Source organism: Pseudomonas sp. S1(2024) (genome assembly GCF_046557535.1).
Genome location: NZ_JBKGFP010000081.1, coordinates 82,422 through 96,858 on the forward strand (window position 1 = coordinate 82,422; position 14,437 = coordinate 96,858).

Consider the following 14,437-nt stretch of genomic DNA (forward strand, 5'->3'; position numbering starts at 1 on the left):
CAATTAATAATACGTTGAACGTAATGAATAATACAGATGTGCTGCAGACGCGGGTTGATGGCCCACTGACCCTGCACGAGCTGGCTGACACAACTCGTGCGGCCGCGGAGGCGTTTATCGCCGCCGGCACGGCCGCCAATACCGTGCGCAGCTACCAGGGCGCCCTCGCCTACTGGTCCGCTTGGCTCCAACTACGCTACCGGCGTGCGCTCGGCGACGCTGCATTGCCACCCGAGGTCGCGGTGCAGTTCATCGTCGATCACCTGGCGCGGCCGGATGGCGCTGGCGGCTGGAGCCACCTGCTACCGGCCAGCTTGGATGCCGCCCTGGTCGCGGCCGGGGTCAAGGGTAAGCTCGGTCCCTTGGCGTTCAGCACCGTCAGCCATCGACTCGCCGTCCTGGCCAAGTGGCATCGCCTGAAGCAGTGGACCAGCCCGCTAGACAGCCAGGCCGTGAAGACGCTGTTGCGTGAGGGGCGTAAGGCCCAGGCCCGCCAGGGCGTTTCCGTTCGCAAGAAAACCGCGGTGGTGCTGGAGCCGCTGCAGGCCATGCTCGCCACCTGCACCGACGGTACCCGCGGGATCCGCGACCGCGCCCTGCTGTTGCTGGCGTGGAGCGGCGGCGGTCGAAGGCGTTCAGAGGTCATTGGCCTGCAGGTGCAGGACCTGCGGCGCTTGGATGCCGACACCTGGTTGTACGCGCTGGGCACCACAAAAACCGATACCGCCGGGGTTCGCCGAGAAAAGCCCTTGCAAGGCCCCGCGGCGCAGGCTTTGCAGGCTTGGCTGATGGCCGCCCCCGCGCAGACCGGTCCGTTGTTCCGTCGACTGTACAAAGGCGGCAAGGTCGGCACGACAGGCTTATCCGGCGATCAGGTGGCGCGTATCGTCAAACGTCGGGCACAGTTGGCAGGTCTTGAAGGCGATTGGGCTGCGCACAGCCTGCGCTCGGGATTTGTGACCGAAGCTGGGCGTCAGGGGGTTCCGCTGGGTGAGGTCATGGCGATGACCGAGCACCGTAGCGTCGGCACCGTGATGGGCTATTTCCAAGCCGGATCACTCCTGGGGAGCCGTGCCAGTCAGTTACTGCCCATGGCCGCGCAGTTCGATGAACGCAGTGCTTATGAGGCCGATACACCCGATGACGCGAATGGACAGGTGACTGTAAAGGCGACGTAGGGACGCGGGGCGCTGTGCCTAGACAAACCGCAAGCGCGGATAAGCCCGCTCTCGTCTAGTCAGACTGTTACAACGGTAAGCTGGCTTCCTTCAACCTACGGAGTCATCCATGGAGTAGCGGTGACGAATGCTCGGCATGGCATTCTCAGCTGTCACGGTGCTGGTAGTGATGGCCACCTTCTCAGCATCATTCTGGTGGCAGTCTCAGTCCTCACACAGACCGTGCTGGCCTTGTGAGCTGCGACGGTCCTGGGCCTGACAGCTCGGTCGCTATCATCCTGGCCTCACGTATCAATCTGGGAACATGTATGCACTGGCCATACAGCCCGATCGAGCTGCGAGCAGATTTCAGCCAGCGTCCTATTCTCCAGTTGCTGTACTCATTCGCCGTATTCCGCACCTGATCGAAGATGGAGAACAGTCATGGCCGATGCAAATTACAGAATCAAGGTTCGTCGCGATGTAAATGGCTCACCGCTATTGATTGTGACCTTCGATGTCCAGTACGAGGTACTACTCAACCAGGATAGATTCCAGAACCTTACGAAGTCTGTTGTTAAGTATTCAGATGGGGTGGAAGGCGAGAAACTTACTCAGGAAGAGTTCCTGCTGTGGGGGGACGAATTACAGAGGATGCTGGAATTTAAAAACTCTATGAGCGAACTCCGCCCCTATGCAATGATGGAACTCGAGACCAAACCATCCTCAATACCTCGCGGTCTACTCCACCAGATACTGACCCACTACGAAGAAAACACGACTAAGCCGATACATATTTTCATAACGGGCAAGAGCCCAAACTTAAATCTGAACTTTAACTGCGGAACTATAACTTATAGCGCATCCATTTCAGCCTCACAAGTGCCGGAGACCAGAAAGACACTTGGCCAGCTTAGCGAAGAAGCCCAGCGCTGCGTCGATCTCGGAAAGACTAAAGACGAAGTCGTTAAAAGCCTCAAAGATATAGGAGAGGCATCAATTAGGGTTGGAAAGGTCAATAAAGAAGTAATTGAGTGTGTTGTGACACTTCCAGGACTGGCAGCCGGCGCAGCAGCAGCGAAAGTTGCAGTTGATCAATGCAAGGAATGGCTGGATAGTATTCAGGAGTTGAATGATGCCTATTCCAAAGAACAAGAAGAGAAGGATCGTGCAGCGCGCGAGCAGCATCACTTAGACACAGAAGCTGCAATAGAACGAGCATTAAAATGCGCAGACGTGTACGGCGAAGGGATTGAGAAAGCGAGAGATTTCGATCAGGCAATGGAACGCGGTTCGATAGGTTGACTAGCGTTGTCTAACATCTAAAAATTGGTATAAATTTACATGTGAAAGTAGCTCTAGCCGCAAGCCTGGCCGGCCCCTACCGGTCAGGCCCCGGAGTCGCGGTGTAGTCCGGTTGGCCATGTGAATTCCCCCTAACTTGCGGCTTGCGCATCGTTAGCCAGTTCTGGGGCCCACTCGGCGCACCAACGATCACCCGCCCAACCAACAGCGCACATCAATGCGAGAGCGATCACATCACGTTCAGCCATAGATGAGCATGCCATCACGTACGCAGCGAAATATGTTCAGAGGATAACTGCCCTGACTGACATGAGGTGTTCACGGAAAATTGGACCTATCGGCACAACTGGGTAGTCAATCAGAACGTTCCTCCACCCTTGCCGTGAAGAATGGGTTGTGCCCGCACGATAGCGACCAGCGCTCGTTCGGTCCAGAATTTTTAACCTCAAGATGCTCAGCAAACAGCTTCGAATTCCTGCGCAATAATGTGCTTATGATCTCTCTCTCCGACAGGCCGTGTTTGGCCACCAGATATTTGAGAACCTCCTCTACCCGCCCTTCTGGCAACTGGCTGCACGGCACTTCCTGCGAGAAGATCTCGGTGGTGCCTTGCCAACCTTGGATAATCCATACACGCTTCGCCATGGCGCATGCCTCTGTGCTGAACCGCCTTCGTCAAATAGTTATTTTAACTTAAATACCGAATCATCAACCTGCCTTTTCAATACCACCTCTGCAATCAGAGTCCGATGCGCCTTGAAAAACTTCTGGATTTCATTCGTGGCAATAGGTAGTCCATCAGTGGTACCCGCGTCGATACCCATGTAACCGACAGGCATCCTCGGAGGCTCAAAGACCGGCGTAGCTGAAATACTTAGGTAAAGGGTATCAACGGTATATTTCCCTATGATAGCCATCAAGTCCTTGATTGATATGTAGAGTGATCGGTAAGCACTATTGTCTTCGTATGCATGTACGGTATCGAAGACATCTTCATAGATTTCTTTTTCGAACTCCCTGTCAGTATTTGTCTTCCTATACAACTCTATAAAGTAGTCCGCAATGTCATGCCCAAGATTATCGCTCGCATGGGTGATCAGGTTAAGGTAGCGAGGTGATCGATCTTCCACAAATGGGTCGATAGCGTGTATCTCATCTTGCCAGGAAAACTTATTATTGTTTGCTGGAAAGTCCTGATCACCCACCATCAGTGCACGCTTTATTAACTCAAGCGTCCTGAGGTTTTTAGCTCCCCCATTTTTTAAAGCAATAGTACTGTGGTTTTCCTGATCTATAATGCCGAACGCAATATCACCGTTGGATTCGGCTAGCTTCCAACCTTCTTTCCCAATCTGCTGATTCGAATCCAATTGCAGTTGTAACAAAGAGCAGTTCAGGTTGGCTGTGCTAATTCGTACCGTACCATCACCACCGTCCTCATTCGCAATAGCCTGGACGCCGTCATACCCAACATTTCCTACTAGCACAGTAGCGAGAATCTTGCCAGCACCATACCAAGTGTCTTTTGAGAACAGGTCTTTTTTGGCTAGCTCAACGGTGTAGGGGGAACCCAGTTCCAGCCCTTTTAGAATCTCGGTGCCCGTCTGCCCTTTAAATTTACCCCAGCCTTTGAGCGCGCGGCCGAGGAATGACCGACCTTTGTGGGCTAGAGGGGAGCCAAAATTCGCCGGCGCTAACATGAGGAAATGGAGAATTGGCACGGTATCACTGTGATAGAAACGGGTCATCCAATCACGAACTACCAACGCGCCAGTACTATGTGTCACTACATCGACTGACCTGGGATCAGTGGGGAGCTTGAGTTTTAACCATGCACGCTGCATCGCTTCAGCGATATCGGCGTAAGTTACATTGTCCTGAAGCGAAATCCAGTCAGCAATATTAATTTGCACTGGCGGCCTTTGAGACAATTTAGCTATTTCAGTGGCCAGTTTCTTAAATGATTTTCCATCATCGCTCCACCCATGGACGATAACAATGTGCCTTGACATAAAACCTCCTTGGATCCTACCGAGAGCCGCTCGATGTTCTTGTTCCGCCACTGCTACCGCTGCAGCTTCAGGTTGCAGCCTTATAACTTCCGCTCGAAGCTTTTCGGGAAGCCCATTTATTAATTCTGAAAGCTCCTTGAGCTTTTTCTTATATTCCATAATCAGCAAATAGCTCATTGGCGTAGAATCACCAAGGGCCATCATCCTATCCACATCAAGCTTTAATTTTGCCAGGTCTATGATAGCTTTAAATTCATCGTCCATGGCCATCAATCCAAGTGAGCTGTGTCTGACAGCGTAGCGAGAGATAGGTTTACGTTCGTAATTTCAGAAAAAAGACACCTCATAAGAGGTAGCCTTTGCTGAGTTAAGCAAATAGATCCGAGATCGCCAAAGTTTGTGCTGCAGCTTTGACCTTCATCGACTCCAGGACCTGTTCGTGTTCGGCGTTGCTGATCGAATGATGGCGGATGAAGGAGCGCAGATCGGTACAGGCGAAGTCGATGGCCAGAAGGTACTTCGGCGTGATGAGTTGAAAGGTGGTCCCACGAAGGGTCTCGTTGGACTCCGTCCTTTCCAGCTCGCCGCAGAACATCCGCGCATCGTGCTCCTCTGCCCGCTCCTCCTCCAGCACATCCAGGGTCAGCAGGTACCGCAACAGCTCACGGCGCATCGCTGCGTTGTAGGCTGTTCCTGTGACGTTGATGTAGCCGGCGGCCGAGTATGTATGCCTGAGCCAGTCTCGACGCCCCATGCCCCAGCGGGTGTTGATGAGATGGTTCCGGAAGCGGTTGACCCCCGCCATGTGCCCGTGTTTCTCGGGCGCAGACGCAATCATCGCCTCCATGGACTTGCCACGCTTACCTGTGACCTTGCACCAGACACAGGCAAAGCGAGATCCGCACGCCGCCTTGTTACCACCGTCGCCGGTGATGATCGCGCACGTGCCTTCATTGGCTTCCTTGTAGAGCTGCAGGCATCAGTCGAAGTTATCGACGAACGTCCGGTAGGGACCGCCGCGCTTCGCCTCACACGCCATGAAGAACTCCCACACTTCCTCCATCTCCCAGTCGGCGATGATCGAGCAGTTGTAGGAGTCTTGCTCATTGAGCACCAGCCGCCCAGCCTCCTCCTCGCCCCGCTCGCGCATGTTGGCCGCACGGGTTGCCGACTCCGACATACGGGTGCCCACGAAGGTCACCAGCTCACCAGGAGACAGCAGCATCGAAAGCAGTTGCTTGAGCGCTTTCTGCTGCGGGCGCAGCTTCCAGTCGACCGAGCAGCTGCGAGAGGCACCCGCGAACACCGGCAGCTTTCCACGGCCTAGGGTGGCGTAGGCAAACGCCGAGGTCAGCGAGGGCTCAACTTTGACCACCGTGATAGGCAGTCCGAGCCGAGTGCAGTACGCCTCCAACTCAGTGATCATCGCCTCGGCATAAATGTCCATGCTTGGGTTTTCAGTGCCAGTGTTGGAACTCGTCACGAAAGCCGCCGGCACGTACAACCCAGCCTCGACCCGGCGCCGGATAGCCTCCAGCATCAGTACCAGCACATCTGCACGCCCCTACCCATCGTAGTGAACTATCAACACTGCTCAGACAATTCGGCTTTGACGCGGGCAAGCAGCTCGTCCAAATTGCCCCCTGATTGCAGCACAAAACCTTCGGCCAAGATGCTCAGCGGGTGCACGCCCATCATGTCGGCGATCGACGTGAGCTTGTTGACGGTTACCGCTTTCATCCCGCGCTCCAGTGAGCTGATATAGGTTCGACTGCTGATGCTGCCAAAATCCTCCTGGGTATAGCCCTTGCGAAGGCGTGCATTCCGTAAGGCCAGGCCGACGGCATCATTCAGTTCCATTTGCGACTCCTGCAAAAGGAACGATGAAGCGACATTGAACACTAAAGGACTACAATCTATAGTGTTCATTTTCGGTACGAGGTAGCCTGCATGTTTGTGACTCATCCAGGCGCTGAGCTTCGAGGTAGCCTGCATTTCGCTGACGGAAGCAGGCAATGGGCGATCGTCGAGCAGGAGCTGGCCGTACCTTGGCTTTATGTATGCGTAACCCAATTGGATAACAGCTTCGACTTTCAGCGGATGATGCTGGTCTCCTGCGTGGAACATTTTCGGCAGCTCCTGCAGAGTCTGCCAGCCAACGCGACCGTGACTCGCGTTATGAGCGTTGTGCCCAGCCCCGATGGCTCGGGCATGTGGTCAATGGTGCCAGTACAAGCCATCGAATTGCGGGAAAATGGTGACCGATCCACATTCATGATTGATCTTGTCAACGGTACCCACTATGAGGAATCAGCCTGGAACGTGGCGCTCGTTCGCGATCAGCTGACACTCTATCGCGCGGACTGAGCGGTCTTTCAGCCAGCCACACATTGGGTGGCTCGCGCCTGGCTTTGAGATGGGGCTATACCCGAAGGGTAAAAGGGGTGCCGGATATGGTTGATACGCCTAGAATTGCACCCTTTAACGCGCGCGGATGATCGATTGCCCAGCGGCGCTCGGCCACTTTTGCACCCCTCAGTGGTCTGACTGACCAGCGAGTGCGGATCGGCAAGGATCGCACAGAATTGCACATAGAATAAGCAACCTGCCAGCCCAGCACGTGACGCTCCTTGACAGCGAGAGCAGCCATAATTGACCTGACTGTCAACTAGCCGGCGCTAACGGGACGGCGCCAAGCGCCGGTTCTTGGCTGGTTTCCAACCCAATAGCGCATCCACACTTCCGGCCGTACGACATAAGCCCAGAACTGCACTGTTTCTCTCGATCGGTGGTTGACCATATCGCTGTATTGTCTACGTGTCGCACAACGCACCGAAGCAGCAGTCCGCAACCATGCTTCAGAGCAGTGCAATGCCAGTAACACGTCAGTGCATTTATCCTGAGAGTTGTAAATCACAACACTATCCTCACCCAGGCGTAACGGTGGCACGGAAGAAGCGAGTTCGACTGAAAAGCGATCATGGTTACATTTGCAGCCCTGACAATTTCGTTCAATGCCACCCCAGATGGTATAAAAATGCAGTAGCCATAATGAAGCTACTTGGTGGACCTGTTCTGGCGCCGCTGCCCAGCCCGTAGACACCTTGTTTGGCGCATCGGCCCAGTCCCCTCCATCCAGATATGAAATCGAACGCTCCCAGGCGATAAAGGCCGAGGCAGCGCTGCATGCCCAAGTTGCATCCAGGCAATGCAAGTCCTTCTGGGTAAAGGAAGAGAGCAATGAGTAACATTTCTTATGGGGGCGTACAAATTTTTTGAATAGGTGACGGCGGATGCTTTTCAGCACTATTTTGAGATCGACTCCTTGTGTATTGCCTCTATTTGCAGCGCCCAGATGCATTATCGAGAAATCGGCACAAGGGTAGCTAAGCGCATCAAGCACTGATGGCCAAGGACACGCCAACCCAATGCTTAGCGCCCAACAATAGCACGGGTACATAATTTTTATAAGCCTTTCGTCGAGGTGCTTATCATGGGTTAGCTGTCCAAGAACATGTGCAAAGGGCGTACTCGAATGGGTGCAACGTTCCAACCACTCGGCACATAAAAACGCTTTCTCTAGATAGGCTTGAACCTGCTGATCAGTTTTGAAATCAAATCGAGTGGTCGCTTTTGAGTTGAAGTAAAAATGACCACACTTCAAGCTAGCTTCGTAGTACCCCTCATGCAAGGTGAAGCGCATGCCCTGTTTCTGTGAGATGGCACGAGTGCACGAGGCACAAGAGATCAGTTTATGGCCATGCCATGGGCAAGTATCGAACAGCGCGAACTGGAACAGCACAGAGTGGTAGCCCTGCGCAATGCACACAGGGCAGTGACGGATGATTATCTGCTCTACACCTTGAACACATTTTGAATAGCGGTCCACGAACAGGGTGTCCAACAAGCGCTCCGCTAGCCCTGTGCACTGCGCCAGATATGGAATATCGACAAATGTCGAGGTCCAGTAATATGGATCGACCCTTGAATTTACACCGGGCCTCCTCACAATATTGACCAAATAGTTGGGTGACAAGTAGTTGATTGCTGACGCTTTGACAAATAAAAGCCACGATGACGAAAGCGCCAGCGGCCTATTACAGCCAAGCGTAATCTTCAGCGCTCTCCTGTGCATCCTACTTTATTCTCATGGACTCAAAAAAGTCTGTTAGAAAGGTCGCCTTCAACGAGACATCAATCATCTTGCTCGACAACCTAAAATCCAGTGAGTCTTTCGCCCTATTGACAATCAAGAGGTGATTCAGCAGGCGAATGATATAGGAAAATGGAATTCGTGGCAGCACGCCTTCACCGACTAACTGGACTAAAGCATCCCAAATATCGCCATGCTGCGCTGCAAGACGATATTTGTTGGAGAAAGCAATCGGGAGAAAGAAATCGGTATAAGAGCACCCTGAGTTTGGCGGAAATTCAGTGACCTCATCAAAGTTGTAAAGAATAGATTGAAATACGTTGGCCGACAAACACCCTTCAAACCGTACAGGCTCGCTTAAAAATCGGGCCACCAGATTGAAGGCCTCCAGAGAAATCAAAAGATTTCGAGCTTCGAGGATCTGCGGTTGGCCGAATCCCAGGGTTGTCATGCTGATACCTTTTGCATCAAGCCGATTATGGACCACCAAGAGGTCGTTGAATGCCTGCAATAGCATCAACTGCATCTCATCAACAATCAGGACAAATTGGTCCCCGCCTCTGACCTCGCACTCGGCAGCGATATGCTCGATATAACGTTCTAGTTGTATTGCGCGACTCTCTCGATTGGCAACGGCCAAATTTGCCGAGCTCAACAAATCGCGCACCAGATAAGTAGCTCGCTCACTATCCATTGTATGATACAGCACATAAGAATCAGGGAACTCGCTAGAAAGCAAGTCCTTGATGGCAAGGGCGCATCGCGTCTTCCCCATGCGAGGGGAGGCAAACATAAAGGCACCGGAGTGCCTAAAAAAGACTTTCTCCCGGAACATCGCATATGACGCCTTGATCATGGGGGTCAGGATAGTATATTTATCTCGTTTGACCGGATGGGTGCGAAAGAGTTCAGCACGAGATTTGTCATCAAGAACCAACATGCTTCACCTCAGCTTGTTCTTGCCAATTAATTTGTTGAGGTCTGGCATCGGTGCAAAGCTGCAGTGACCTTCTGCTTCGAGATCCAATGATAAAACTGAAGGATACTCTGCGCCTTCTATTGGATCATGAATATTTAAACTCAGACCAGTTTCATCCGATAGTCGTTTCGCCTCGGTCGCCTGTCGAGTACTGAGAGGGGATTTTGACTTTTTCCTGCTGGTTTTGCTTTTTGTGGTCAAATATTGCATGTACACCTGCACGGGATTTTGCCCCCTAGCAATAATAATGACCCGTTCAGATACCAATTTATTGATTGCTTGTCGGGTGGCCAAGCTATGTTTCATGCCCGCCCAATGCCCCATAGCAACCAACATCCCCAAAGACTCACCCTGCAAAGTGAATGCCCTCAGATACCGTATATCGTCCTCAAAAATTTCAATGTATATCTGCTTGCCGATCAGACTAGCTGCCTGCCTCAATTGCTCGCTCGTATACTTAACTCTCGCAAACTGAATGTGTGGTGCACGGCCAGTTCTCCGCCCACCTCTGACGAATACACGTTTCTTTCTGAGTAATATTTCAGAAGCATTCTGAACATGCGCATTGGGAAGCTTTCGCAAAATCAGATGGTTATTGTTGTTCGTGATTTTTTGTCGGATATAGTCTAGAGGGGACATGTAAAGACCTTCGGTAGGAAGAGCATTATACATGGCGATTTCAACATCAAGCAGATGCCTGATTTCATCTGCGATGATTCGCTTGGTAACCGCAACTTGCTCAGCTTTATCGGCTCGACCTTTGCCTGGACCATGCCCCGTGGTAGACGGCATTCGCGAAAAAATGCCATTTGCGAAGTCAGCAAATTTCCGCTCTATAGAGTTTCGTCTTTCAAAATGTTGCGAAGGCCCAACATTCCAGGAGTAGCCAAGTTCTTTACGTGATTGATCAGTAACTTTCTCAGCAAGGTTAGCGAGCGCACCGTCAAATTTGACAATCGACCATAATGCCCCTTTGCATTCCTCAATCACTTCGCTGGGTAAGCCAGAGCCTTCGGGATAAATCAGCCCGTCGACGAGTGGTAATGGCCTTTCACGGTTTGGCAACAAAGCAATCCGAAACAGATTGACCACATCCTCAGCATTAACCTCTGGCTTAAATACAAGGGTATAACTTATGACAGCAGTCGAAGCGACATCGATCATCGCTAGCAACCACATTCGCGTAATATGGACAGCAGTGAGTAGTCCCTCAGGAGTCATGAATTCAACGGATGTGTGACAATCTACCTTGTAGGCATCAACCTCGACTATGTCATAGGGCTGACTAGATCTAAGACTTGTGTGCATGCCCTTTCCAACCTTAAGATGAGCGCGGGCCGATGATTCTTCATTAACTAGAACCGCCTGATCAAAATTCCTGTCCATAATTGCATTTAAAAACTTGCTAATTGTTCTCGCCCCCATGAGCTCGGTAGTGAATGGCCATTGATCTATCGGCGCCCCAAGCTCTTGTAAGGTTTGAAGAAAAATCGAATGGAGGGTTTTAGCACTCACCTTATGTTCATATACCGTCCCGCGACCTCCTATCTTAAAGATTTTCTTGCGCAATAGTTCTGGTAAATCTTCATATTTATCAAGAATCCAACCAAAAGCTCCTGCATACCCCCCTCTTCCACTAGCGCTGCCATTTGACGGGGGAGCGCTTCGGGTATACGGCGCCAGTCTAATTCTTGGCAATAGAGCGCGACACCCCCACGGATTACCGTCTGGTGAAATTTCGAGGCATTTTTTTGCTAGAGATACAACTTGCGAAGGAGCGATTCCCGTCAACCCTTCAATATCGCTTAACTTACTTCCTGCCGAGTACATCTCGAGGGCTCGATACCTGAAGATATAAACCTCTTTGTCGCTATCGTTTAAATGCGAGACATCGGGCCTCTGCCAAGATTCAAATTGGTCACAGGCTCTATTTTGGACTGCTCCGCCTCGACTGAGTCTGATATTCACTTGGAGGGCCTCCTGACAAATGCCATCGTGTTTGCCGGCCAAAGAAATCCCGCGTGAAGTCCACATCAATTAAGTTTCGAATCATGTGTCTAACAATGACTCCTGCAACCAGCGATTCCTCTATTCCTTCAAAAGCCTCCAATAGCTGCCTTATCGTTCCGCTTATCATTTGGCGCTCGACCAATATGAGTCTGTTTTCGATTTGAGCCAATTCCTGGTCACGGACACCAGCGCAAAAAGACAATGCCCCAAAAATTCGCATAGCCTCCGGTGCTTTTGATATAATCTCATCAGGTGTAACTATTATACTGTCAGATTCGATCTCACCTTGCTCAGCATCGTCAGCATGGATCTTGGGTGGTATTTTTTTTGCTATCCAGAATTGTCTAACACAGCCATCTGCCGTAATCAATTCGCCATCCGGTTCGGCTGAGGTTTTTTTGTCAAAGTACTCAAAGCTTCTTACATACGCATTAGTTTCAAGCCAGTAAATCCAGTGGAACAGGCGCAAGTCAGAGTTTAATGCAAAGTCACGATGCATCTTCTCGCTATAGACCAACCATATATTGTTCGCCCGCCCACTATTGCCCCCATACTTCTTATAAAGATTGTACTTGGCGGCACTCTTTACTGTTTTTGACATAACACAACACCCAAAACCATCCAGCCTTCCTTAAGCGATACGCTAGCGCAAATTTTGCGAATCCAATTATATTGTTTAACCATAGGTGCCATGCCTTAAGGAAATATAACACGGCACTATAAATGCTCATTCAAAGCAATAGCGCCGATGCATGATCCATGCAACTAGAGTAGAAATGTAATTTCTCTTACTTTTCAATTATATGATCTCTGCAGCCAGGGAGGTTTCGTATTGATCGTGATCCCTTTATCAAAAACCCAGAATACTGTAATTCACAATTACGATACCAAGAGTATTGATGATCTGCACCGGAGAATGAGTTCCTGATAAAGGCTGAATTTTCTAGTCAAAAAAAATATATCACATCGCGCACACCACCAAAAAAATCACAAGCCCTTCCGCCTATTAGATTTGCACGTCTATTGTTTGCAGATTGCAGGAGTCCATGCCGCTATTCTTTTGTGAAATTCATTGTCAGAGCAATAATAATACTGCTCCGTCACGCCCAACCCCTTATACCCTGCAATTCGTTTTAATTCATATACATTTCTGGTAGCAGCAATGCTGGCTAAGCATGAGTGCCTCAACATATATCCATTAGCACGCGCCAGTGTCGCCGCGACATCGCACTGCCTTCTTTCTCGCAGCAGTCCCATTGCTTGCCTTGCGAGATTTTTTATTATTGCCAGTACTGTCGAGCTATGTAGACGCCTTAATTTCCCGGTTAATGGCAGTATCAAGGGTATGGGACTATCAATTTTTTGTTCTAGCTCAGAGAGAAATAGAGTTTTACAGTGGCCCACCAATGAAAATAATTCAGGTGTGATTGCAAGCCTTCGCAACCTACCATTCTTGCCCTTTACAGCTATCCAGCAGGCTCCATTTTCGTCCCGACTAACATCCTCCAGATCTGCGGCTACTACTTCTGAAGTTAGCAGTCCAGTTTGCAAGAGCACTGAAAGTAACAAATTATCTCTTAATCTCTTTTTGATGCTTACATGGCCATTGATAACTTCAAACAATGCCGCAACAGCTTCTTGAGCAAGTGGTGGCGGCCTGAACATGAGTTTGACTATTCTTGGTTTTTCTTGCGATTCCGTCGGAGGAAATTCGAGCAAGCCGCTCCGCACAGCCCATTTGAAGAAACTACCAATCTGCACTAACGCATATCGGCGCGAAGCTTCATTTAGTGGGCCGGCAAAAGGACGCCATGCGTCATTGCACTTGGGATATTTTATTTTAGATATCCACATTTCAGCAGGCTTTGGCTGCCCTAAGAATATTGCGTAGTTGACAAGGTCGTCGGGGGTTAACTCAAGTATGCCCTTATGCCTTATAGCATTCGCCCAGAATATAATGCGTTCAATTTCTTTTTTCATCACCCTTCGAGTTTGACAGTTTTTCGTACCTTGACTGATCCAATCCTTTAACAATTGAAAGTCGGTCATCAAAGAGTCAGCGCCATTCGAACTCATAGCATTTGGTGATAATCCTGCTGCGATTAGAAATCCTTCACTATAGACATCGTCAATCATGGGCCAAGTCTCGATCGCGCATAGATGATTATCTATAGCGCCATTCCCGATACTAAGCTAGCCCAGGGTAGATGCTGCTCTATAGAATAACTATCTAAAAAGCGTTAAGGTCTTAAGGAATTCATCTGACGCCCGTTTCAAAATTTACTTCCATCAACCTCTCATTTCATAGTTTTCTTCAATGCATTAGGAAATAAATGCTTGAATGAACCTCGCTTAGATTATAGAATAATCAGCCATGCGCCTGTTTTATAGATGATTTTTCAATCAGGTTTTTGTACTCAATTACTTCTGAGCACTTTGGTCTAGATAATCCGTCCTGATCCATCGCCCGCTTCGCCGACTTTGGTGCTGGATGCGTTAGCCTTGCCTTTTGACTGTTGGCTACCGCGACTTGGACATCAGGCCAGCCATTTGCACCTGTACCCTGAGTGCTTGAAAGAAACCTGGTACGGTCACCCTCGACCTTGTTTGCCAGGACAAATCCGGCGCATGCATGACCACACTGACGACTAGCGCCTGTCGGCCAGCGCCATTGAGGTTGCCACGCTGCCCATCGCCGGCAACCCAACTCCCGGTCGATCGGTTAACGCGGTCAATTGTAGGAGCGGCCTTGTGTCGCGATGGGCTGCAAGGCAGCCCCAGCAATTATGCGTCTGCTTTGAAACCTTGGGGGCTGCTGCGC

The 14,437-nt window shown here is 50.5% G+C and carries 13 protein-coding genes; 3 read left to right on the forward strand and 10 right to left on the reverse strand.

All coding sequences use genetic code 11. The features are described from left to right. Positions 1-23: 23 nt before the first annotated feature. Entirely contained in the window at positions 24-1,178 is a 1,155-nt protein-coding gene (locus ACLCGK_RS22445) for a site-specific integrase (protein ID WP_410952975.1), read from the forward strand. A 423-nt stretch (positions 1,179-1,601) separates the two neighbouring features. Then, the gene (locus ACLCGK_RS22450) at positions 1,602-2,462 is read left to right on the forward strand and encodes a hypothetical protein (protein WP_410952976.1); all 861 of its coding nucleotides are present in this window, start codon (positions 1,602-1,604) and stop codon (positions 2,460-2,462) included. 354 nt (positions 2,463-2,816) lie between these two features. Here ACLCGK_RS22450 and ACLCGK_RS22455 read toward each other — a convergent pair whose 3' ends face one another. From ACLCGK_RS22455 to ACLCGK_RS22475, 5 genes are all read right to left on the reverse strand, one after another. Continuing rightward, positions 2,817-3,107: a hypothetical protein gene (locus ACLCGK_RS22455; protein WP_410952977.1), complete on the reverse strand. Its 291-nt coding sequence runs from the start codon at positions 3,105-3,107 to the stop codon at positions 2,817-2,819. Positions 3,108-3,145: 38 nt separating this feature from the next. Next, complete coding sequence (locus ACLCGK_RS22460) at positions 3,146-4,738, reverse strand: esterase/lipase family protein (RefSeq protein WP_410952978.1); 1,593 nt, start codon at positions 4,736-4,738, stop codon at positions 3,146-3,148. Positions 4,739-4,841: 103 nt separating this feature from the next. Next, a complete protein-coding gene (locus ACLCGK_RS22465; protein WP_410952979.1) occupies positions 4,842-5,321 on the reverse strand; it encodes a hypothetical protein in 480 nt (159 codons plus the stop codon). Between the two features lie 132 nt (positions 5,322-5,453). Continuing rightward, positions 5,454-6,026 carry a hypothetical protein gene (locus ACLCGK_RS22470; protein ID WP_410952980.1) on the reverse strand — a complete coding sequence of 191 codons (573 nt, stop codon included), beginning with the start codon at positions 6,024-6,026 and terminating at the stop codon, positions 5,454-5,456. Between the two features lie 32 nt (positions 6,027-6,058). Next, the gene (locus ACLCGK_RS22475) at positions 6,059-6,334 is read right to left on the reverse strand and encodes a helix-turn-helix domain-containing protein (RefSeq protein WP_410952981.1); all 276 of its coding nucleotides are present in this window, start codon (positions 6,332-6,334) and stop codon (positions 6,059-6,061) included. A 90-nt stretch (positions 6,335-6,424) separates the two neighbouring features. On the opposite strand from ACLCGK_RS22475, the gene ACLCGK_RS22480 reads away from it, so the two are divergent. Then, entirely contained in the window at positions 6,425-6,841 is a 417-nt protein-coding gene (locus ACLCGK_RS22480) for a hypothetical protein (protein WP_410952982.1), read from the forward strand. Between the two features lie 301 nt (positions 6,842-7,142). Here ACLCGK_RS22480 and ACLCGK_RS22485 read toward each other — a convergent pair whose 3' ends face one another. The 5 genes from ACLCGK_RS22485 to ACLCGK_RS22505 all read right to left on the reverse strand — a co-directional run bounded on the left by ACLCGK_RS22485 (position 7,143) and on the right by ACLCGK_RS22505 (position 13,752). Beyond that, complete coding sequence (locus ACLCGK_RS22485) at positions 7,143-8,378, reverse strand: hypothetical protein (RefSeq protein WP_410952983.1); 1,236 nt, start codon at positions 8,376-8,378, stop codon at positions 7,143-7,145. 232 nt (positions 8,379-8,610) lie between these two features. Next, positions 8,611-9,567 (reverse strand): ATP-binding protein, encoded by a 957-nt coding sequence (locus ACLCGK_RS22490; RefSeq protein WP_410952984.1) that lies wholly within the window; start codon positions 9,565-9,567, stop codon positions 8,611-8,613. 3 nt (positions 9,568-9,570) lie between these two features. After that, positions 9,571-11,574 carry a hypothetical protein gene (locus ACLCGK_RS22495; RefSeq protein ID WP_410952985.1) on the reverse strand — a complete coding sequence of 668 codons (2,004 nt, stop codon included), beginning with the start codon at positions 11,572-11,574 and terminating at the stop codon, positions 9,571-9,573. Further along, entirely contained in the window at positions 11,534-12,217 is a 684-nt protein-coding gene (locus ACLCGK_RS22500; protein WP_410952986.1) for a hypothetical protein, read from the reverse strand. The genes ACLCGK_RS22495 and ACLCGK_RS22500 overlap by 41 nt, the downstream gene beginning before the upstream one ends. 419 nt (positions 12,218-12,636) lie before the next feature. After that, the gene (locus ACLCGK_RS22505; RefSeq protein ID WP_410952987.1) at positions 12,637-13,752 is read right to left on the reverse strand and encodes a tyrosine-type recombinase/integrase; all 1,116 of its coding nucleotides are present in this window, start codon (positions 13,750-13,752) and stop codon (positions 12,637-12,639) included. Positions 13,753-14,437: the final 685 nt, after the last annotated feature.